The organism is Psychrobacter sp. Choline-02u-9, from assembly GCF_002836505.1.
Classification (GTDB): domain Bacteria; phylum Pseudomonadota; class Gammaproteobacteria; order Pseudomonadales; family Moraxellaceae; genus Psychrobacter.
Window position 1 is genome coordinate 21,288 of record NZ_PJBF01000056.1, and the last position, 22,732, is coordinate 44,019.

20 protein-coding genes are annotated in these 22,732 nt (G+C 41.5%); 14 read left to right on the plus strand and 6 right to left on the minus strand.

Going from position 1 to position 22,732, the window contains the following annotated elements:
• The first annotated feature begins 52 nt into the window (after positions 1–52).
• The 6 genes from murC to lpxC all read left to right on the plus strand — a co-directional run bounded on the left by murC (position 53) and on the right by lpxC (position 7,845).
• Positions 53–1,492, plus strand: a complete 1,440-nt coding sequence (murC, locus tag CXF69_RS09355; protein ID WP_101205772.1) for a UDP-N-acetylmuramate--L-alanine ligase — start codon at positions 53–55, stop codon at positions 1,490–1,492.
• Between the two features lie 23 nt (positions 1,493–1,515).
• Positions 1,516–2,508, plus strand: coding sequence for a D-alanine--D-alanine ligase (locus tag CXF69_RS09360; protein ID WP_220455997.1), 993 nt, complete (start codon positions 1,516–1,518; stop codon positions 2,506–2,508).
• Positions 2,509–2,885: 377 nt separating this feature from the next.
• Complete coding sequence (locus CXF69_RS09365; RefSeq protein ID WP_101205773.1) at positions 2,886–3,674, plus strand: cell division protein FtsQ/DivIB; 789 nt, start codon at positions 2,886–2,888, stop codon at positions 3,672–3,674.
• A gap of 164 nt (positions 3,675–3,838) precedes the next feature.
• Positions 3,839–5,131, plus strand: a complete 1,293-nt coding sequence (gene ftsA / locus CXF69_RS09370; RefSeq protein WP_057761435.1) for a cell division protein FtsA — start codon at positions 3,839–3,841, stop codon at positions 5,129–5,131.
• A gap of 267 nt (positions 5,132–5,398) precedes the next feature.
• Entirely contained in the window at positions 5,399–6,604 is a 1,206-nt protein-coding gene (gene ftsZ / locus CXF69_RS09375; RefSeq protein ID WP_057761433.1) for a cell division protein FtsZ, read from the plus strand.
• 323 nt (positions 6,605–6,927) lie between these two features.
• Positions 6,928–7,845 carry a UDP-3-O-acyl-N-acetylglucosamine deacetylase gene (gene lpxC / locus CXF69_RS09380; protein WP_166739242.1) on the plus strand — a complete coding sequence of 306 codons (918 nt, stop codon included), beginning with the start codon at positions 6,928–6,930 and terminating at the stop codon, positions 7,843–7,845.
• Positions 7,846–8,143: 298 nt separating this feature from the next.
• Here the strand turns inward: lpxC and CXF69_RS09385 are convergent, their stop codons facing one another.
• On the minus strand, positions 8,144–8,659 hold the full coding sequence (locus tag CXF69_RS09385) for a hypothetical protein (protein ID WP_101205775.1): 516 nt from the start codon (positions 8,657–8,659) through the stop codon (positions 8,144–8,146).
• Positions 8,660–8,908: 249 nt separating this feature from the next.
• Between CXF69_RS09385 and CXF69_RS09390 the strand changes: the two genes are divergently transcribed.
• Positions 8,909–9,637, plus strand: coding sequence for a CHAP domain-containing protein (locus CXF69_RS09390; RefSeq protein WP_057761430.1), 729 nt, complete (start codon positions 8,909–8,911; stop codon positions 9,635–9,637).
• Positions 9,638–9,776: 139 nt separating this feature from the next.
• Here the strand turns inward: CXF69_RS09390 and CXF69_RS09395 are convergent, their stop codons facing one another.
• Entirely contained in the window at positions 9,777–10,550 is a 774-nt protein-coding gene (locus tag CXF69_RS09395) for a DOMON domain-containing protein (protein ID WP_101205776.1), read from the minus strand.
• A gap of 219 nt (positions 10,551–10,769) precedes the next feature.
• Positions 10,770–11,081 (minus strand): YhbY family RNA-binding protein, encoded by a 312-nt coding sequence (locus tag CXF69_RS09400; protein ID WP_057761426.1) that lies wholly within the window; start codon positions 11,079–11,081, stop codon positions 10,770–10,772.
• A gap of 334 nt (positions 11,082–11,415) precedes the next feature.
• On the opposite strand from CXF69_RS09400, the gene CXF69_RS09405 reads away from it, so the two are divergent.
• The 6 genes from CXF69_RS09405 to CXF69_RS09430 all read left to right on the plus strand — a co-directional run bounded on the left by CXF69_RS09405 (position 11,416) and on the right by CXF69_RS09430 (position 17,277).
• A complete protein-coding gene (locus tag CXF69_RS09405) occupies positions 11,416–12,048 on the plus strand; it encodes an RlmE family RNA methyltransferase (RefSeq protein WP_101205777.1) in 633 nt (210 codons plus the stop codon).
• Between the two features lie 401 nt (positions 12,049–12,449).
• Positions 12,450–14,345 (plus strand): ATP-dependent zinc metalloprotease FtsH, encoded by a 1,896-nt coding sequence (gene ftsH / locus CXF69_RS09410; RefSeq protein WP_057761422.1) that lies wholly within the window; start codon positions 12,450–12,452, stop codon positions 14,343–14,345.
• Between the two features lie 164 nt (positions 14,346–14,509).
• Entirely contained in the window at positions 14,510–15,403 is an 894-nt protein-coding gene (gene folP / locus CXF69_RS09415; protein WP_101205778.1) for a dihydropteroate synthase, read from the plus strand.
• A 126-nt stretch (positions 15,404–15,529) separates the two neighbouring features.
• On the plus strand, positions 15,530–15,811 hold the full coding sequence (locus CXF69_RS09420) for an FAD assembly factor SdhE (RefSeq protein WP_057761419.1): 282 nt from the start codon (positions 15,530–15,532) through the stop codon (positions 15,809–15,811).
• A 52-nt stretch (positions 15,812–15,863) separates the two neighbouring features.
• Positions 15,864–16,322 carry a hypothetical protein gene (locus tag CXF69_RS09425; RefSeq protein ID WP_101205779.1) on the plus strand — a complete coding sequence of 153 codons (459 nt, stop codon included), beginning with the start codon at positions 15,864–15,866 and terminating at the stop codon, positions 16,320–16,322.
• A 241-nt stretch (positions 16,323–16,563) separates the two neighbouring features.
• Positions 16,564–17,277 (plus strand): YidB family protein, encoded by a 714-nt coding sequence (locus CXF69_RS09430; RefSeq protein ID WP_101205780.1) that lies wholly within the window; start codon positions 16,564–16,566, stop codon positions 17,275–17,277.
• A 192-nt stretch (positions 17,278–17,469) separates the two neighbouring features.
• Here the strand turns inward: CXF69_RS09430 and CXF69_RS09435 are convergent, their stop codons facing one another.
• The 3 genes from CXF69_RS09435 to trmB form a co-directional block, all read right to left on the minus strand.
• Positions 17,470–18,561, minus strand: coding sequence for a regulatory protein RecX (locus tag CXF69_RS09435; RefSeq protein WP_101205781.1), 1,092 nt, complete (start codon positions 18,559–18,561; stop codon positions 17,470–17,472).
• Positions 18,562–18,601: 40 nt separating this feature from the next.
• The gene (gene recA / locus CXF69_RS09440; protein WP_101205782.1) at positions 18,602–19,654 is read right to left on the minus strand and encodes a recombinase RecA; all 1,053 of its coding nucleotides are present in this window, start codon (positions 19,652–19,654) and stop codon (positions 18,602–18,604) included.
• A gap of 1,058 nt (positions 19,655–20,712) precedes the next feature.
• Complete coding sequence (gene trmB / locus CXF69_RS09445) at positions 20,713–21,552, minus strand: tRNA (guanosine(46)-N7)-methyltransferase TrmB (RefSeq protein ID WP_101205783.1); 840 nt, start codon at positions 21,550–21,552, stop codon at positions 20,713–20,715.
• A 201-nt stretch (positions 21,553–21,753) separates the two neighbouring features.
• Between trmB and CXF69_RS09450 the strand changes: the two genes are divergently transcribed.
• Positions 21,754–22,683 carry a DUF2628 domain-containing protein gene (locus CXF69_RS09450; protein WP_101205784.1) on the plus strand — a complete coding sequence of 310 codons (930 nt, stop codon included), beginning with the start codon at positions 21,754–21,756 and terminating at the stop codon, positions 22,681–22,683.
• Positions 22,684–22,732 lie beyond the last annotated feature (49 nt).

Below are 22,732 nucleotides of genomic sequence, written 5' to 3' on the forward strand. Positions count from 1 at the left end.
CCCTTATTTGAATTTACTAAGTTTTATTGACCTTTAATAAAGAGAGATCCTTATGCCTACCTCTGCGAAAGCTCTACCTAAGCGTTTGATTGAAATACCAGAAATGCGCCGCATTCAGCATTTGCATTTTATCGGTATTGGTGGCTCAGGCATGTGCGGTATCGCTGAGGTGATGAACAATCAAGGCTATCAGGTCAGTGGTTCTGACATCGCAGAAAGCTTGGTGACTAAGCGTCTCCAGCAAATTGGTATTGAGATATCGATTGGCCATGACTCTAAAAATATTGCCAATGCTGACGTCATAGTTGTTTCATCAGCGATTGATCGTAGCAATCCTGAGGTAAAAGCAGCACTTGAAGCTCGTCTGCCAGTGGTACGCCGCGCCGATATGCTTGGTGAGCTAATGCGCTATCGTCATGGTATCGCGGTTGCTGGCGCGCATGGCAAAACGACAACGACGAGTTTGCTCACCACAATGATGGCAGAGGGACAGCTAGATCCTACTTATGTCATTGGCGGTAAGTTAAATGCGTCAGGCAAAAATGCGGCATTGGGTAGCAGCCGTTTCTTGGTAGCAGAGGCTGATGAGTCTGATGCATCGTTCTTGTCATTGCATCCGATGGCGGCGATTGTGACCAACATCGACCAAGACCATATGGAAACCTACGAGAACAGCTTTGATAAATTAAAAGCCGCCTATATCCAGTTTCTACAAAATATGCCGTTTTACGGTTTGGCAGTGGTCTGCGGTGACGACCCTGAACTATATGCAATGATCGATGATATCGGTCGTCCAGTGTTGACCTTTGGTCTAGAGCCGTTCAATGATGTGCAAGCTGTAGACTTGGTAACGGAAGGAACCAAAACTCATTTTACCGTACTGCGCCGTGACCGTGAGCCATTACGCCTAACGTTGAACATCCCTGGTACACATAATGTCTATAACGCTCTTGCTGCTATTACGATGGCGACCGATGAAGGCGTTGATGATGCAGCGATTGAGCGTGCCTTGCAGAAATTTGAAGGCGTGGGTCGTCGTTTTGAGCAGCACGCTTCTGTCGATATCGATGATGGTAATGTCTTATTGATTGATGATTATGGTCATCATCCAAAAGAAGTCGATGCGACCATCAAAGCCGCTCGTCAAAGCTTCCCTGATCGTCGTTTAGTGATGCTATTTCAGCCACATCGTTACAGCCGTACCCGTGATTGCTACGATGATTTTGTAGAAGTGCTATCGAGCGTTGATGAGCTATTATTATTAGATGTTTATTCAGCAGGGGAGAGTCCGATTACGGGCGCTGATACCAAGTCACTAGCGCGTAGTATCCGTTTGCGCGGTGAAGTTGAACCGACTATTATTGATAAAGACAATCTTGCACCTGTCATGCAGCGTTTATTGAAAGCCAACGACATGCTGATTACCCAAGGCGCTGGTAATGTCGGGCAGATTGCTATCGATTTGGCTGCCAATAACCTTTATATTAAGTAAGCTAAAATTTAGGGATGATCCTCATGACAACTGATAATAAAGACAATAATAGCATTCAAAATACAGCTACCAATGATACATCTGTAGACACGACGACTCATGTAAAAGATGCCAGTCAGTTTGGCAAAGTAGCCGTTATTTATGGTGGCAGTAGCAATGAGCGCAGCGTGTCTTTAGACAGTGGTGCGGCAGTATTACAAGCGCTCCAAAACCAAGGCGTTGATGCCACTCATTTTGATCCAAAGCATCAAGACATTACTGAGCTACGCAAATTCGACCGCGTGTTTAATGTGTTGCATGGTCGTGGCGGCGAAGATGGCTTGTTGCAAGGCGTATTACAGTGGTTTGATATACCGCAAACTGGTTCAGGGATTCTAGCGTCTGCACTAGGTATGGACAAAGTACGTACCAAACAACTGTGGCAAGGTTGCGGCTTATCAACTGCACCATTTGCATTATTGACGGCTGATACTGACTGGCAGCAAGTGGTTAACATGCTAGGTTTGCCACTTATCATTAAACCAGTTCATGAAGGTTCAAGCATTGGCATGACTAAGGTTAATCATCTTGATGAGCTGCCTGCCGCTTATGCAACTGCAGTGGAATGTGGTGATGCGGTAATGGCTGAGCGCTGGATTACAGGTCGCGAATTTACGATTGTTATTATCGATGACGAAGCCTATCCAGTTATTCGCCTTGAGCCTGCCGACATTACTAACTTCTATGATTTTGAAGCCAAGTATAATCGTAACGATACCAGTTATTACATTCCCTGTGGATTGAGCGCTGCTGATGAAAAGCACCTGCAAGATTTAAGCCTTGCAGCATTTCGTGCAGTAGATGCAAAAGGCTGGGGGCGTATTGACGCTATGCAAGACGAAGCAGGCAATTTTTGGTTGCTCGAAATCAATACCGTACCAGGTATGACCAGTCACAGTTTGGTGCCGATGGCGGCCAAAGCTCGTGGATTAGATTTTGATGCACTATGCTGGCACATTTTGGCACAAACGCTATAACTGTCAAATCAACTAAATTGAGCAGATAGTGATGACTCTTTGTGTCACTAGAGCTGCTATACCACAGCTTCATGTAAACTTGTGTAAATTCGCTGCTGCTAGTCAGTGTTTGGCTATTGTTTAACAATAAAATACGTTAATATTGTAAGAATAGGTCTATTTCGGTGATATTTATGTTGTTTTGTGAATACAACTGATAACTTATTCATAATTTAAGAAAAATGTTACGTTTAAATCAACGTAATCGCTGTATATAAGCTATATTTTTAATAAAATTTGATAACATATCGACTTAATAAGCTTCTGCCAAAAATACGCAGATTTATATCAATAAATAGCATGATCAGTTTTATGCAAATATAGGGACAAAGGTCGTTATGGCTCAAACTGTCAACGAGGTAACTGACTTGATGAGTGATAAAGCCGGTCGCCCAAAATCTAAGATCCAAATACCGGCAACGGTAAAGTATCTATTTATGATACTGGTCTTAGGTTTGCTAGTGCTAATATTAATGATGGGCGGCAAAGCGTTACGTGATGCACCGCCAGCAAATATTTATGTCAGTAATCAAGGTTTGTCTGCTGCTCAATATCGCTCATTGCAAGATGTGATGGAACAACAACAAGTAAGTAGCTTCTTTACTTCTGATTTGCAAGCATTGCGCGACATCACGATGGGCTTAGCTTGGGTAGACCAAGTGAGTATCTCTCGTGATTGGCAACGCGGCATCGTCATCAATGCATTACCCAAGCAAGCAGTTGCTAATTTTGGTACAGAACGTTTGGTCGATGCAAAAGGCGCTGTATTTGTTCCTGCTGATAGTAGAGATTTAACACAAGAACGTTTTGCGACCTTACAGGGTGAGATGTCTCAAGCGCCAGTTATTATGCAACAAATGCAGCAGGTCAATGATTGGTATGCACCGCTTGGTATGCAGGTCGAAGATATCATTCTGTCACCGAGAATGACTTGGCTAATCCGCTTTGACAATGGATTACGTGTGATTGTAGACAATGAAAATACGGCGCAAAAACTACTGAATTTAAGCCAGCTGCTTGGCAATCAGTTAAGTACGCGTCGAAATGAAATACAGTCTGTAGATTTACGATATAAAAATGGCTTTACCATCGCTTGGAACGTGACACAGAGTGCTGAATCAGAATAGCCTAAGTAAGCACTACATCTATAGATAACCGATGTGGTCTAATACGGTTTATTTAGTTTGAAGAAAATATATACAACATCATAGCGTATTAGTAACGCTTTTTTTAATGATTTAATAGAAGAGCATCACTTGCTCTTCTATTTAGCGATAATTTGTCTGGTACCATGAAAAATAATGAAAATCTGGTTGTTGTCCATCTAAGTGCCACGGCAGTATATGTCGTCATAGGCAATGTTGTCTCTGCAAAAGACATTCGTATTTTGGGCGTAGGACAAGTTAAAAACAGCGATTTTTATCAAGGTCAAATAAAGCATCGTGAACGTCTGCAAGGTGCTATCAAACAAGCTATCCAAGAAGCAGAAGACACCGCTAACTGCCGTGTACATAGTGTTTGGTTAACGCTTGCGACCCCTGAGCTATCTAGCAAAAACAGTGCTGGAGAGGTCAAAGTAGAAGATGAAGTTGTACGTGCCAAAGACATGGTACAAGCATTGGCCAATGCAAAGTCGCGTGATTTATCATCTGACTATTATTTGATGCATTGCTGTCAGCAAGGTATTTATGTCGATGAGCAAGACTTTATGGTGGATGATGTCATCGAAATGATGGCACACAATATCACCGTGATGTACCACATGATGATGATGCCTGTTGCCAGCCGTCAGAATATCCAAAAACTATTGCAAAGTTGTGACGTCGGCATTGATCATATTGTTTTTGATGCAGTGACCAGTGCTGAGTATAGTTTGATGACTGAGGAACGCCAGCAAGGCGTTTGCTTAGTAGATATCGGTGCTAGTACGACCAGCATTTGTGTGTATAAAGAGAATAAGTTGATTTTTACACACTGTATAGCAACAGGCAGTCATGAAGTGACAATGGATATTTCAGCTGATTTTGGTATTTCCATGATTGAAGCTGAAAAGCTGAAGAAGTCTCATGGTACAGCTGATGTTAATAGTGTCGATCCAAGCGCCTTCTTTTTATTCAAGCCTCAAGGCTCGGGCGACGAAATTAATATTGGTATCTATAACTTGGCACGTATTATTGAAGCTCGTTACGTTCAGATATTTACTGAAGTAGCGCGTCAATTACACGAAGCAGGTTTGATAGGCTATATCGATAAAGGGATTGTGTTGACTGGCGGCGGTAGTACGATTAAAGGTATGATACCCTTTGCCAAAAAGCTACTAAAAATGCCTGTCGTACTGACCAATACTCATCCTGCTATCAGTGCTTATAATCATTTTGATAATGATGAGTCGTTTAAGCTATTAAATAGTCAAGTGAATGACCGTGCTTATCAGACGGCTTTTGGCACATTGTTATATAGTCAGAGCGAGCAATTCCGCCGTAGCGAAAAAAGTGAACCTGAAGCGATTCAAAACAATCGAGTATCAGGCGTATTTCGGAGTGCGGGTCAACGGTTTGCAAATGTTTTAAAGAAAATACTATAGATTCGTTTAACCTCATATCTAGAGCATCCATACATTATGGAATGTCTCTAAGTTAGTTAAGCAAAAAAAATAGAGCAATATTGCGAATAAATTAGTTTTAAAAATAAAGTATTAAGTGATAATGACATATTATTGTCTATACTGATCGATTTTAGCCATACCCTGTTTTATTTAAATACATTTATATATAGTATGTCGATAGCGCGCCACATGAGTGCGTTACTATGTATCGACTTACACGCTATCTGCAACTGGAGAATCTTTTTTATGTCAAAATACACCATGCCAGATGATAATCAGCTTCAAAACAATGGCCAAGCAAGCTTCACTGTATTCGGTGTTGGTGGCGGCGGCGGTAATGCAGTTGAACATATGGTACAGCAAGGCATCAGAGGCGTAACGTTCGTTTGTGCCAATACAGATAAACAAGCGCTAGATCGTCTTACTGCACCGCACAAACTGCAACTGGGTGCAAAAACGAACCGTGGTCTAGGGGCAGGCGCAAATCCAGAAGTGGGTCGTGAAGCAGCAGAGAGCGAAGAAGAAGCGATTCGTGCATTGCTTGAGCACTCAGATATGGTGTTTATCACTGCTGGTATGGGCGGCGGTACTGGTACAGGCGCAGCGCCAGTTGTTGCTCGTATTGCGAAAGAAATGGAAGTGCTGACCGTTGCGGTTGTGACCACACCATTCAAATTCGAAGGTGGTAAGCGTATCAAAGCTGCTAAAGCAGGTATTGAGCAGCTGACTAACTTTGTCGACTCAATTATCACGATTCCAAATGATAAGTTGATGAGTGTATACGGCAACATCTCTATGCAAGATGCTTTCAAAAAAGCGGATGATGTATTGCTGCATGCTGTTCAAGGTATTGCGGAAACCATCGCTAGCGAAGGTATGATCAATATTGACTTTAACGATATCCGTACGGCGATGACTGCGAAAGGTCATGCGATGATGGGTATTGGCCGTGCCAGCGGTGATGATCGTGCACGTCAAGCGACTGAAAAAGCCATCAGATCACCACTACTTGATGATTTGCGTTTAGAAAATGCAAAAGGTCTACTGGTTAACGTTATTTCTTCAGAGTCATTGTCACTAGATGAAATGAGCAAAATCAGTGCAATAGTCGAAGAAATTACTGATATTGACGACGCTCATATTTTCTACGGTTCTGTGATTGATGAAAAAATGGGTGACGACTTACATGTAACTGTCATCGCAACTGGCTTAACGTTAGATGAAAACGCAGGTCAAGAGCCAGAAGTAGTAGAGCAGCCAGTACCTTCTGTTAATAGCACGCAACCTGTCGATCCTAATGTGCATACCAGCGCTTTAAACAGTCAGAAGCAGTCTCAAGCTCAGCAGTATCAAGATAGCGTTGCACGTCCTAGTGCAAGTGCACCTCAAGAGCAGCCTAAGACGAAAACAAACAGTATTCAGGACTATTTAAAGCGTCAACAGAATAAATAGTAATTCTAATTTACTGTAAGTAAGAAAGAGCCAGCGTTTCAACGCTGGTTTTTTTGTGTTTAAAGAAAGATGAACCGTTTCTATAAGAAAAGTCATGACAGTTTTCTATGTAATCTATATGTATATGACTGTCGAAAATTATGTGAGTCTCACTTTTTTATAGCATTAGATAGACCATATAAAGTAAAAATCAGCAATAGGAAGTTGACGATAAGTGTTATCAATCAAGGAGATAAGAAAATTAGCGCTTTTTATATATAGCGAATAAGGGGTCGGTAATGGTACACTATGTCAATTGTAACAAAATATGTGAGAAGACAACCATGAACCAAAGAACCATAAAAACAGCAATAGCCGTTACGGGTACTGGTCTACATAGTGGTCAGCCTGTTGACTTGGAGTTTCATCCACAGCCAATTGACACTGGTATTGTTTTCGAGCGCTCTGACATAGAAGGTAGTCAATCAATTCCAGCGAGTGCGTTTTTAGTACAAGACACGATGATGTCATCAAACTTAGTGTTTGGTGGTACGCGAGTGGGCACGGTTGAGCATCTGCTTAGTGCCATTGCTGGTCTAGGAGTGGATAACCTATTGATTCGTGTCTCTGCTTCAGAGATACCAATTATGGATGGTAGCGCTGCGCCTTTTGTTGCGCTCTTACTAGATGCAGGATTTTGTGAGCAAGAAGCGGCCAAGAAATTCATTAAAATTATACGGCCAGTACGAGTGAAGCTAGAAGATAAATGGGCAGAGCTACGTCCTTATGAAGGGTATGAATTAAATTTCGAAATTGATTTTGATCATCCTGCATTTGATAAGAACTTTCAGCATGCACAGTTGCAGTTCTCTACACAGAACTTTATCGAACAATTAAGCACTGCGCGTACTTTTGGATTTTTACGTGATATAGAAGCACTACGTCAAAATAACTTAGCACTTGGCGGCAGTATGGAAAACGCCATCGTTATCGATGATGCCAACATACTTAATGCCGAAGGCTTACGTTTTAACGATGAGTTTGTTCGTCATAAAATTTTAGATGCTTTGGGAGATTTACATCTGATTGGCTACCCAATTTTAGGTCGTTTTAATGCCTATAAATCTGGTCATGCTCTAAATAATTTATTAGTACGTGAAATACTGTCTAACGAAGATAACTTTGAAATTGTAACTTTTGATGACAATGTAACCTGTCCTATCGAGTATTTACCGCTTAATGATTTGGTTATTGAAGGATAAATACAGGAATATACAGGAAGTATCGAAACATTTACGCAATATTACATAGGAAGCCCATAATTACATTTATATAATATGCTATATTTTGAATATATTATCTATATGATTATATGAATTTTCTGTTAAGGCATATAATACCAAAGCTGTAGATGGTTTTTAAATCCTTCGTTAGCTATATCCATGATCTGGATGTAACTAACGGAGGATTTTTTTTATCTGATACATTACAAAAATCCATCTTTATCAATGCCATCACCTGCTCTTATTTACATAACTTTACATTTAATGGTCGGTATTTTTAATGATTAATCAAACGCAAAAGAGCTTTTTTGAGATTTTCATCAGTGGTGACATGCTCTGCGGCCTGTGATATAGTCCGTTTTGTGTTCTGGCTAAGCGCCTGATTTTCATTGGCTTTACGAGAATTTGGCAAGTGCAGTGATGATGTTGATGATTGTTTGGATGAATAATTATTGGCAGAGCTTTTAGCCACAACGACGCGAATTTGCTTGAGTTGTTTAAATGTAATTGACTGCTCTGTTAGTATTTGCAAATACGAGCTATGTAAATAGCGAATATGATTTGCTGCTGTCATTGAGTTAACACTTAATATCAACTGCTCAGGTGTTAAGCCTACAACCCAACAGGTGTTGAGTATTTCTTCAGGTAGGCAGTCTACCAATAGCTCTTTTATCTCGTTGGTTGCTTCTATATATAGTCGCATGTTGTTAGCAAGGGTTTGAGGTAGCGCGCTACCAGCAAATGCTTGATGATCTATAAGCTGGGCAAGCCGATTAGGTTGTTTTTTTGACATCGTAAGTACTCATCTAATAGGTGACAAACTCGATACTCATAACAGACATGCTAAAAGCAATATATAGCAGATGGCTTATAAGATAGTTGACTAGGTGGGAGGTACTACTGGCACTAGTCACTATTTGAAAAGAATGAACCGTTGTAATAGGGATTTTATCACGTCTATTTGATGATTATATCCTCTAAATTAATTGATGCTTCGTTACGGATGACGAGCAGACTTGTATTAACAATAGGTAGTAAATTTATGAAACAAGCTTTATTAATTTTGTCAGTATTGGGAATGGGTATCGCACAGACGAGTGGTGCTGCCGAAACAACCTTTCAACCAAATAATACCTTGAGTCATACCATCACAAATATTTCTACTTCTGCGAACTATGGTTCTAGTCGCAACATCTATAGCACTAACAGTGGTGCCCATGTATATAGCAACGATGAGATCAGTCAAGCAATTGACAACCTAAGCGCTCATGCTAAGCAAAAAGAATATCAGCTCGCTTCACTGACCAGTCGTTTGTCTTACGAACAGCGTCAGCAGCAAGCAAGCCGTGTACCTGACCGCAACTCTGCTCCTGCTATTGCAGCAGCAAATGCCTCTCGCGTCGCTCTATCTAGAAGCTCTGGTTACTGTGCTCGCTATGTACGTAAAGCATTACAATCAGCAGGTTATGAATTTACGCCTAACCCTTCAGCCTATCAGTACGCCTCTCGTGGCACGCTAGCCCAAGCTGGCTTCACCAAGATCAGTAACGACATGGCACCACAAGTTGGTGATGTTGTTGTCTATAACCGCACGTCAAGCCGTCCACACGGTCATATCCAGATTTTTGATGGCAATGATTGGGTATCTGATTTCCGTCAAAACAGCATCAGCCCATATAGCGGTAATTACAGCTATACGACATGGCGTGACTCGCAGTATGTTGATGATGCATCAGATCGTGGTATCTACCTTGCGATGGCTGACAAATAAACATCGGTTAAATGAAGTAGGTATCAGTTAAATAAGACTAAAGTTTTCTCCAAACTCAGTAATGCTCTTTATGACATTACTGGGTTTTTTTTGTGCTTGAAAAGGGGACGCCTAAGTGAGTACAGCTCATATAACCAAATCAAAGCTCGAAATTTGGCCAATAGTCGCGATTGTGAAAATCAGGCGGAGAGGCATGGCCTGACGCGAAGTATAAATCAGTTTCGCCAAACCATAAGATGACGCAAGGATGTATTTGTTCGATCCTCATGTTTGCAACAGCATATTGTTGATTCGGCAATTGAGTTATAGGAAGGCTAAAGCTACGCTCATAATGAGCAGGTGTCTGCACCACCGTTGGAGTGCTAGATAACGGGTTCTCCCCTGATCTATCTGCTAGCTCCTTACAGTTACGCCAATTAATAGATGCGCGTGTGGTGCCGTCGGTCTCATACAATGGTACTGGCGGTAGTGCCGCAGGGTTACGATAGCTCTCAAACTGATAAACAGCGTAACGACCATCAGGACTCGCATTAATCTCTATATAAGCGGTTGCTTGCTGAAGTGGTGTCTTGTGAGGTTCTATCTGGTCAGATGTCACGATATCTTCATTATTAACCTTACTACCATCAACCTCACTGCCAGCAATAAAACATTCAAGGCACGTTTCTTCCCATAGATAATCAGTGAAATTTACTTGAGTTTGTTGCCATATTGGCCAATTGAATTGATTGGCTAGAATTTGGCTATGCAGAGTCACTTGATAGGTCAGCACTAGTTGCAAAGCTGGTTGCTGGATGATTTCTGCACTTACTTCGATAGAGATATTCTCTAGTGCTTCTATAGACACACCTAATTGCTGAGCGTCTTTCGCTATCGTCTCGTTGGCTAGACGGAGGTTAAAAGATTGTTTCATTATTGATAAGTCTCAACGGTAATAATAAAGAGGTGATAGTAACAAGAGAAATCATACTGATTAAGGGCACCAATACTATATGGTAAATATAACCGAGACTATCGGAAAACATAAAAGCCGCGAGCAAGAAGCGTCGCGGCCTTTGTATTTCATTATCGTTTGGCTATGATATAAGTGAACATAAAAGCCAGTCACTTAATGCCAGTCTATCATGACATATTACTGTGCGTGACGTGCTAGGTTAGACAGTTTTGGGTTGGCATTTGGGTTTTTACGTAGTAATAATGCCATACGACCAATAGAGTGAACCAAAGACGCATTAGCCGCTTTAGCAAGTTCAGCGCCAACGATGTCACGCTCTTCTTTCGTGCCAGCAGGCAATTTCACTTTGATAAGCTCATGATCTGTTAGCGCGCGATCGATTTCTTCAGTAATGGTTGGGGTAATACCCTTGTTGCCGATCATAACGATAGGCTTTAGCTCGTGACCGATGCCTTTTAGACGTTTGATGGTAGCGTTATCGAGTTGCATAGAATTCCTAAGTGTTGGTAAAAATAAAAATGGTACTGTCAAAAACAGTTATTGATCATTATAGATAATCTGTGACCATCTTGCATGAGATCAGCAGGATTTTGCACGATTTTACGTGACGAAAATGTTAAACTGAATGTTTGGTACATTATAAACGCTACTGCCTTATAAAACAGTTATTTAACCAATAGAATTTGGTCAGTTTGCAACCAACCATGAATAAAAAATCTGATTAACACCGTATTTAGAATGATCCGCAACGGATTAATATCAGTTTGTAAGTAATAGAGCAATTAAAGCAGCTAGATTTAGTAAAGCAATAGGAGCAGGTATTTTGGCCACGCGTATCGAAAACAAAAAACTATCAAAGAGCAGCAGTGCTTGGATGAAAGAGCATATTGATGATCATTATGTACAAAAAGCTCAAAAAGATGGCTACCGTGCCCGTGCCGCTTATAAATTATTAGAGATTAATGAAAAAACCAACCTGATCAAAAAAGGCATGACGGTCGTAGATTTGGGCAGTGCGCCTGGTAGCTGGTCACAAGTCGCTGGTCGATTGGTAGGTGACGATGGTATCTTGATTGCCTCTGATATTTTGGCGATGGATACCTTGCCTGATGTGACCTTTATTCAGGGTGATTTTCGTGAAGCTGAAGTGTTTGACGCTATTATGGCAGAAGTAGGTGATAGGCAAGTCGACGTGGTATTGTCTGACATGGCACCCAATACCGCTGGGAACAGTGCTATCGATCAGCCACGTATGATGTACTTATGTGAGCTAGCAGTGGACTTCGCGCTTGCAACCTTACCAAAAGGTGGCGCACTTATTATGAAAGTGTTTCAAGGCGAGGGTACACAAGAATTACGCAAGCAGATGCAGCAGGACTTTAGTAAGATTCGTAGTATAAAGCCAGGTGCGTCACGACCACGCTCAAAAGAGATGTTTTGGATAGCGATTAAATAGTTTTAACATCAATAGGTTGCTGCTCTTGTAAGCGTGAGGGTAAACCACCATAAAGTGTTATTATCGCGATATAAAAGCTGCGTCAATTGTTAAATGAATAATCGTGAAACCTGCTTGAATTATGCGGGTTAGCACCACATATCATGGTATATTACCTTTGTTTTTAGCATACGTTTTAGGCAAAGTCGTCTGATAATAAGCGTTTTACAAGCTCAATGATCGTATATCTATGTTTATCTCATACTGATTATTTATAAAAACAATTTTTATGCTACCTATAAATCATATAAGTTTAATTTAGCAGCTTTTTATTATCGGGATATTCGTTAAAAATGAGCAATACGTTTATAGACGTCACGTGTTTAATAAACACACCAATAAGTAAGGGATGGGAATAACTAGTGAGCGACATGGTAAAAAATACCTTATTGTGGCTGGTGGTAATCGGCGTTTTAGTGCTGGTGTTTAGCGGCTTTGATCAATCATCTGAGCCAGATAACCTTAACTACTCTGAGTTTGTGACCGCTGTGTCAGAAAACCAAGTAGCCAGTGTCGAAATTGACGGCGAACAGATCACCGGCGAAAAGAAAAATGGCTCATCTTTTGAGACCATTAGACCAGCTGTGTCAGATGACCAGCTCATGCCAATGCTACGTGAGAACCAAGTCGAAGTTCAAGGAACTGCACCAAAGCGCCAAAGCGTATTAATGCAATTACTGATAGCCAGCTTCCCAATTCTATTGATTATTGGTCTGTTCTTATTCTTTATGCGTAATATGCAGGGCGGCGCTGGCGGTAAAGGCGGCGGTCCAATGAGCTTTGGTAAATCAAAAGCGAAAATGCTGACCGAAGATCAAATCAACGTTAACTTCGAAGATGTGGCTGGTTGTGAAGAAGCTAAAGAAGAAGTCGTTGAAGTAGTTGAATTCTTGCGTGATCCAGACAAATTTACCAAACTGGGTGCAACGATTCCTCGTGGTATCTTGATGGTAGGTCCTCCTGGTACAGGTAAAACCTTGTTAGCGAGAGCTATTGCTGGTGAAGCTAAAGTGCCGTTTTTCTCAATTTCAGGTTCTGATTTTGTTGAAATGTTCGTCGGTGTTGGTGCATCACGTGTCCGTGATATGTTCGAACAAGCAAAGAAAAGTGCGCCTTGTATCATCTTTATCGATGAGATTGATGCAGTTGGTCGTCATCGTGGTTCCGGTATGGGCGGCGGTAACGATGAACGCGAGCAGACATTGAACCAATTATTGGTTGAGATGGATGGTTTTGAAGGTAATGAAGGCGTTATCGTCATTGCCGCTACCAACCGTGCTGACGTACTTGACAAGGCATTATTGCGTCCAGGTCGTTTTGACCGTCAGGTACAAGTAGGCTTGCCGGATATCAAAGGTCGTGAGCAAATCCTAAAAGTCCATTTGAAAAAACTGCCAAACACAATTAGTGTAGATGCCAGTTCTCTTGCTCGTGGTACGCCTGGATTCAGTGGTGCACAGCTTGCCAACCTTGTAAACGAAGCTGCATTGTTCGCCGCGCGTCGCAACAAGACCAGCGTCGATATGAATGACTTTGAAGATGCAAAAGACAAGCTATATATGGGTCCTGAACGCAAGTCCATGGTGATACGCGAAGAAGAGCGCCGTGCAACTGCATATCATGAAGCGGGTCATGCGCTAGTAGCTGAGCTATTGCCAGGTACAGATCCGGTGCATAAAGTTACTATCATGCCTCGTGGTTTTGCCCTTGGTGTCACTTGGCAGTTGCCTGAGCATGATCAGACCAGTATGTATAAGTCGAAAATGCTGAGCGACATTGCTATTTTGTTCGGTGGTCGTATCGCCGAAGAAGTATTCATCAATCAAATGTCAACGGGTGCTTCGAACGACTTTGAACGTGCTACTAAAATGGCGCGTGCGATGGTCACGAAGTACGGCATGTCTGATGCACTTGGTATCATGGTGTATGAAGATGATGACAACTCGCAAGGATATTTCGGCGGTGGTGGTCGTACTATCTCTGAAGCTACTCAGCAGAAGGTTGATGAAGAAGTGCGTCGTATGCTAGAAGAGCAGTATGATATTGCTCGTGAATTGATTGAAGCCAACCAAGACAAAATGCATGCGATGGTTGATGCGCTGATGAACTGGGAAACTATTGATCGTGACCAACTGCAAGATATTCTAGCAGGTGAAGAACCACGTCCACCAAGAGTTTATCAGCATAACGAAGTAAACTTGTCGAAAAACGACGTTAAAACAACGGGTGCTACACCGCCACCACTACCAGCGATGTAAGTGCTAGCATATTCATGTTTTATAAAAAGTCCTTTATGATAAAGGGCTTTTTTATTGTCATCATTTTATGAAGGATTTAGAACCCTATAAGATTTACTGGTATCATAAGCGTAGATAACAATAATTAAAACTGCATTATAAACTTTACTTGCGATGGATTATTCATGTCATTATTCCAACCTTTATCCAACTACCAAGTGTCTAGCCGTGATAAGACCTTAGATTTGTCACAGCCACATATCATGGGCATCTTGAATGTAACGCCAGATTCGTTTTCAGACGGTGGGCAGTTTAACGCAGTAGATAAAGCCGTTGCGCACTGTCAGCAGATGATAAATGAAGGCGCTACTATTATCGATATCGGTGGTGAATCTACTCGTCCAAATGCGCAAACTGTGGCGACTGATGATGAGATACAACGAGTTGTGCCAGTGGTTCGAGCCATCCGTAAGTATTGTGGTGATGCTATTTGGTTATCGATTGATACTAGCAGCCCTGAAGTCATGCAGGCAGCATTTAATGAAGGTGCTGACATTTGGAATGATGTACGAGCACTAAAACGTACGGGTGCGGCAGAGCTGGCGGCTGAGCTTAATATACCTGTTATGCTAATGCATATGCGCGGTGAGCCAACGACAATGAATAATTTGGCGCAATATGACGATGTGATCGATGAAGTGCGTACAGAGCTGATTGACCGTATTAACGAAGTAGTTAGCATCGGCGTCAAACAAAGCAATATCATTATCGACCCAGGTTTTGGTTTTGCTAAGAACTATGAGCATCACTGCGCATTATTAAGCCAGCTGAGCAGCTTGCAAACATTAGGACTGCCAATGATGTTTGGCATTTCTCGTAAGCGGTTTTTAGCAGAAGTATTGACCAAAAGTGGAGCTGAAGCTGTGAGTACGACGCAAGCGCTAGAGCGTGATTCGGCAGGAACGGCAGCTGGACTGTTAGCCGTACAACAAGGCGCAAGTATCATTCGTACGCATAATGTGGCGATGATGCAGCAAGCAGTGGCCTTATGGAGTCAACTGTCAGCACATCGTTGTTAATGTCGCTTTATATATGCAGATGAGCAATAATATTTTTAGCCTATAAATATTCTATACGCTATGCTTAACATCTATTTCTAAACTATCTAAACCCACAAGACTATCCCATTTAATAAGAGTAAATCTATGACAAGCACAACTCAGCCAGAACCAACCAATGAACAGCGCCGTATCATTTATCAAGCTCGCCGCGGATTAAAAGAATTGGATTTTTATATTGATCCTTACGTCAAAGAGCTATATCTGACAGCAGATGCTACTGAGCAAGCAACATTTGCAGAAATGCTGACTCATGAAGACCCAGACTTGCTTGATTACTTTACTAATCAAAATCGTCCAGAAGAGGATGACATCTGGGCGTTGGTCAATAAGATAAAAACATGGCGCCATACCAAAGACTTGGTTTAGCTCTTAAAGAATGGATCGGCATAATATCTAACGTTTCCCATGGTACGCTTATATGACGCCAGTAACCTCGCTACGTATTGATACAGCTATCACGCCTGCCAGTTATTTACGCACGCTGCTATATGTAAGCTTGACTAGCGTTATGATGATATTGGCATGGTTTGCATCTTTGGCCTTATGGCAGTATTTACTAATCTTAATAGTCTCAGCAGCAGTTGCAAGTTATCTGATCATATCGAGACCGATACTATTACATATTAGTCAGCCATCGCTCAGTCAGCGTGTCGATAAAGAATGGCAATTACTGATACGAACGGGACGCGGCGATGAGTTATGGCAAGCAGAGTTAATCGATATCAATCGCTACCAGTGGGCGATGAGTATCGAGTTCAATATCGTTGAACCTTATCAAAGAACGTTTTCGACTACTATATTTCGCGACCAAGTAAATTACGAGCAATGGCGACAGTTAAATATTTTAACCAATATCAGTAAGGGTAATATTAGATAGCTGAGTATTTATTGGTCTTATATTTCTCCTTTTACGATGAGAAATCCCTACACGTCATAACAAAATAGCTATCTCAAAGGGCAAAGAGGTTTGTTATATTAAAATCTGTTATATTAAAAATAGAAAATAAAACTCGTAATTTTGCTGTCCCGTTATTAAAGAACATATAGGCAGATATGAGGTTTTATAAATTTTAGTAGTATTTTTGTACTAAACAATACGATAAAAAGAGGAATAGATAATGAGCTTATTAGGGAATTTAGTGAGCCAAGTGGCACGTAGTGCAATGAATCCAGACGACGCTCAGCGCAATCCAGTTAACCAACGTACTGAAACACGGCAGACTGGTGGACTAGGTGATATCTTAGGTAGTGTGTTGGGCGGTGGCAGTCAGGTAGGTGGTTATAGCCCTCAACAAAATAGTCGTCAAGCAGATAATGGTTTTGACTTAGATGACATCATTGGTGGTCTCACGGGCGGTAGTCAGCGCGGTGGTATGAGTTCAGGTGCTGGCGGACTCGGTGATATTTTAGGTAGTGTATTAGGTGGTCAGCGTACTAATAGTAGGTTTGGTGGTAAAGGTATGCTCGTTGCAGCATTGATGCCTATGGTACTTAGCTGGATCAAACGTAATGGTGGTTTGAGCGGGGCATTGTCGAAAATCACTGGTATGGGCTATGAAGGTCAAGCGCGCTCTTGGATGAGTAATAACGAAGCAAACGATAATTTAGATCCAAATGAAATCAACCGTTTGTTTGACGAAAACGAAATTCAGCAAGTAGCCGCTCATACTGGTGCTAATGAAACTGAGGTAAGACAGGGACTTGCTGAGCTGTTGCCTGAGGTAATGAATCAGCTAACCCCTAATGGCAATCTGGATAATGAGTCTGAGGCCAATGAAGAGATAGATCAAATCATTAGCCAGTTATCTAGCCGTCTTGGCAATTTTAAATAGTTTGTTCAAGTAGTTTAATAGCTTAAAATTCGAAAATTTCTAACTGCATATTTTAAAACTACGTAGATTAAAATGACTTGTAGCATTGATTAAAGAGCACGTTATATAACGTGCTCTTTTTTATGTCTATCACAAGAGTATGACTGTCGATAAATACCGTTTGGCAGCGACAGTGATAGCGATAGTAAGCCCTTAAAATCGCTCGTCTAACGACTCTGTAGTATGATTAAGTGCTGCAAAGCAGATATCGGTGTTAAACCCTCTATACTGTAAAAAACGTAGCTGCTTAGCTTTTTCTTTTTGCTCAACTGGTATCTCATTACCATATTTTTTGGTACGAGCTATCACCGCCAGTTTTAGCCAATCTACACCGTCTACTAAGTTGTCTGCATCATTATCTACAAACTCGCTAAATTCATCAGACTCAGTATTTGCCATATCGATTAGCTCATCGATGTTACCTGGCATAGCAATCTTCTTACGATAGAATTCTTGTTTAATCCGACCACGTCCGCGACCTTTACGGATATTCTCACGTATTAGCATTAAGGTAGTGCGGTAGTCACTTTGATACCCTTTTTCTTCAAACTCATCGAGCAGGGCATCAATTTTCTCTGGGTCTTGTTCTTTGTCGATCAGCTTTTGCTTTAGCTCAGCCTTACCGTATTCACGGCGTGATAAATAATAAAATGCGAGCCAACGCAATCGACTTTCTGCTTTGATCGCATCGATTTCTGCTTGTTTTTGTTCAGGGGTTCGTAAGTAAGCTTTGAGCGCGGCTGGTATGTTATCGTTTTGGCTGTCTGTTTCACTACCATTGATAGCAAAAAGCTCAGCTTCATTTTCTGAGTTTTTGGATAGTGGCTCAGTGCTATCACTAGAACCAGTTGTCAAACCATCACTAATTTCGTCATTATGAATGTCGAGTTTGACTTCTGCCAGCATCTCTTTGATGGTTTGCGCTTCAGGGGGTTGATATGTAGGGGTATCAATAGGCTCAGCGGTAAAATTGGCCGCTGGGTGGAAACGCTTTTTACGTTTTTTAGATTTAGAAGTTTTCTTTGACTTAGGAGAGGAGTCTTCAAAAAACGCTGTATCAATAGTAGCGTCATTTGTGACTGAATCATCTTTACTTGAACGGATAGTCCGTTTACTGTATTTCTCTGGTTTTTTAGACTCTTTCGTATGAGAATTCTTGGACGGTTTTTTTGATTTGCTATCAACAGAACTAGCTGAGTCGGCACCCGACTCAGCTAGAATTTCAGCTAAGGTTTTAATTTTCATAATGAATCATAGTGACTGACAACGGTTAAGCGTTAAACCATTATTGTACAGGTTCAGAAGCCTGTTCTGCTTCTTCAGTTTCGTCGGCTTTGCTATTTTTCTTCGTACCAAGCTTTTCGTCACGGATCTTATCTTCGATTTCTTGGGCAATGGCAGGGTTCTCTTTTAAGAAAAGCACAGAGTTGGCTTTACCTTGACCGATTTTTTCGTCGCCATAGCTGTACCACGATCCTGCTTTACCAACCGCTCCAATCTCCACGCCTAAGTCGATGACTTCGGCTAAATGGTTCGTACCTTCACCGTAAGTAATTTCGAACTCAGCTTGGCGGAAAGGTGGTGCCATTTTATTTTTGATGACTTTGACACGGGTCTGGTTACCGATGATTTCATCACCGTTTTTGACCGCACCAATACGGCGAATATCCATACGTACAGAGGCGTAGAATTTCAGCGCATTACCACCAGTCGTAGTCTCAGGGCTACCGAACATAACACCGATTTTCATACGAATCTGGTTAATAAACACCACCATACAGTTAGAGCGTTTGGCGTTACCAGTGATTTTACGTAGGGCTTGGCTCATAAGACGCGCTTGTAGACCCATGTGTGAGTCGCCCATTTCGCCTTCAATCTCGGCACGTGGCGTCAAGGCGGCTACTGAGTCAATTACGATCATGTCAATCGCGCCTGAGCGTACCAACATATCGGTGATTTCAAGTGCTTGCTCACCATTGTCAGGCTGAGAAAGCAATAAATCATCAGTATTTACCCCAAGCTTGCGTGCATAAACAGGGTCAAGCGCATGCTCAGCATCGATAAAGGCACAGGTACCGCCTTGCTTTTGACATTCTGCAATAGCTTGCAGGGTCATTGTCGTCTTACCTGAGCTTTCTGGACCGTAAATTTCAACGATACGGCCTTTTGGTAGACCGCCAATGCCAAGCGCAATGTCTAATCCTAGAGAGCCTGTAGAGACCACATCGACATCCATAATGGCCGAGTCATCGCCTAGATGCATGATGGTGTTTTTACCAAATTGCTTTTCGATTTGACCTAATGCCGCTTTGAGGGCTTTGGCTTTATTGTCGTCCATATTGGATTCCTTGTTTTCGGTAGTTAAGTTGATGCTATAAATAAAATATTGGTACTGTTAAAACTTTTGGCAAACGCATACTGACTGTTATGAAATCGGCAATTATTGTTTGGCTGTTTTATCGAAAAATAGGTTGTCACGTGACTGGTATAGGTAGTAGTATCGAATGTATCGTTCTACTATACAGTAAAATTAAATAGCGAGAGAAGTAAAAATAAGTCCGTAATATACTGTTATGATCCTTGTTTTTAAGTCAGACTTGGCGTGCTGATTACTTGACTCAACTTCTTAACACTGTTGATTTGATAAGGTAATTATAACAAAAGCAAAGCACTATAATGAGCGTTGAGAGATGCTAGACGACACTATCTGTCGTATGGTATGAGGCTGAAAACTTATAGAAACGATGCGATAGGTTGCTGTTGTTTTGAACCTGATAATGACTATGCTTGTCAATAGAGTTAGGAGTTGTCCACAACAAATAAAAGGCTTATTTTTACTGATTGTGAAACATTATGAATAATTAAATTATTTTAGAAATTATTTAAAATAATTTTTTATGTGTAAGAATTTAATATAAGTTATTGATTTCAAAGGTTTTATAAATTGTACAAAAAATGAACGATTTTACCTTATCCTTTAAGTTGCTTAGCTATAAAGTTGTCAAGTAGTGACTTATGCACAGGGTTATCCACAGCTTATGGGGAGAACTCTGTAAAGCCTTATAATACATAAGTTTAAGTAGATAATTAGTATGAGGAACGGATTCTATATTTTGTTTCTAACTACTTTACAGGTATTATTTTGTCTACAAACAACGCTATAAGCGCTATGTTTCACAAATTATAAATTTATCTTTTTTTATGCATAATCATACTATAGGCATTAAAAGTCAGGAGTATGACTCAAGATATACACTTAAGATATCAGCAGACATAGTTATGCATAGGATGTCTAGTATTTTTAGAAATATTTTCTACAGCCTATAAAAGGCCACAAAAAAGCGGCTACATCAGATAGCCGCTTTGTCAAAACACTTAAAAGTAGAGCTGTATTGATCAGTCTTTGATATAGATCAAATCCCAGACGCCATGCCCACGGTCGAGGCCACGACGCTCAAACTTGGTCATTGGACGAAAGTCAGGACGCTCAGTGAAATTACCTGTACCTGCTTTGTTGGTCAGTCCAGCGAAACCATCCAATACTTCAACCATCCAAAATGCATAATGCTCCCAGTCAGTTGCTGTATGGAACCAGCCGCCTTGTTTTAAGCTGCGCGTGACGATGGTCATACGTTCAGGACTGACAAAACGACGCTTATAGTGGCGCTTCTTTTGCCATGGGTCAGGGAAGTATAGCTGAATACGGTCGATATGGTTTTCTGGTAGTTGCTTGAGCAATTGAATGGCATCACCGTTGATGATTTTTACGTTGCTCAAATTTTGGGTGCCAGCCATATAAGCACATTTACCAATACCAGGCTCATGCACTTCTACACCGACAAAGTTACGAGTAGGGTCAGCGGCCGCCATTTCAATAAATGAATCACCCAAGCCAAAACCAATCTCTACCGTAAGCGGCGCATCTGGACCGTTAGGGCTATCAGCAAATAACGTACGTAGGTTATCAATACCGGTAAGATCGCCATCACCAAAACTGTTATTGACCAAATACTCAGAAAACTCTGGAGCAGTTAATGCAAGCTCAGCGTTTTTGTTCATGTGCGTACGGCGCTTCATAAACGTATTGACGATGCGGATATGCTTGTCAGAGGTCGGCTCTATCTCTTGGCTAGTGCTGTTATCGATATCGATAGGCTCACTTGTGCTATTAAGGGTTTGCTCATCAGTAGTATCGGTACTATTGACGTTGTCATTGATATCAGAATGTTGACTCATAGGATTCGTAAGGCTTAATTAGGTGGGTGATGTTTGCTTATTATAAGTCAAATCCATACAACTGTGAACGGACAATCCTATTTTCGCGTATTTGCTGATCGGTGCTATGGTTTCTCTATGTTACACATGGGTTTTGGCATTATCATATAATGGTATCTTTTAAATGCTTTTTCTAAGAGTCAGTAAGTAGAGCGTGTTGCCATGTTATTTATCGAGACAGATTCACCGCCACCATTTTATCAAGAGTCGTTAACACCTGCTAAACGTAAGCAGTTAGACAAGTGGTTCATCGGTAACCGTACCCAGCGTTATTACCTTAAACGCTTTGAGCAGTTTGATCAGCAAGGTTATCTGTCGCCAAAATGGCATTGGGCTGCGTTTTTTATCACTTTTCCTTGGTTGCTATATCGCAAGCGCTATATGGATGCGATTGTCTATAGTGTCGCAGGGTGGTCTTTTATTCAGCTTAATGTCGCGTTGGTGCTAGTCGCCTTTGAATTTATAGCGATGTCCTATGTACCAGATGCTTATCAGATGGCAACACGTATCGGTATTGCTGCTGTTATTTGGCTGTTTTGGTCGTTTATGGTGGCACGTTGGACGGATGCGTATTACTACCGAATGGCAAGGCGTGAGATCGCTGATGCGATAAATGACTATCCGCAAGATGAGGCAGCACAGAAAGCGCATCTGCAAAGAGAGGGCCGTGTTAGCTTATTTGGATTAGCATTAGGGTTTGGTTTTTTTGCGTTTTCGCTATTGGTGATTAAGGTGCAGTTTTTACCGATTATTGCCAAGCCAAAAGCAAATGAAGTATTGTTTGACGCTTATGATATTGCAAAGAATGCTCAAAACCGAGTGGCGTTGATTTATCAGCAGACAGGGCAGTGCCCAGTAAATCTGCCCCTGAGTACCGAGCAGCAGCAGATACGCATGCATGTCGATACTCAGGCCGCTGGCGTGCTAGAAACTGACTGTGCGGTAGTGGCAACGATTCAGAACGTGACGTTTCCGTTACGCTATTTAAATGAGCAGACGCTGGTCTTTTATCATATACCAGACAATGATAACTGGGATTGCACCAGCTCACTGAATAAAAAACAAGCCCCTAAAAACTGCATAGCTGATTAGGGGCTGTATTTCACGAGTGTTTGTAGGGGTTGGTAGTGCTGAGAGCCAC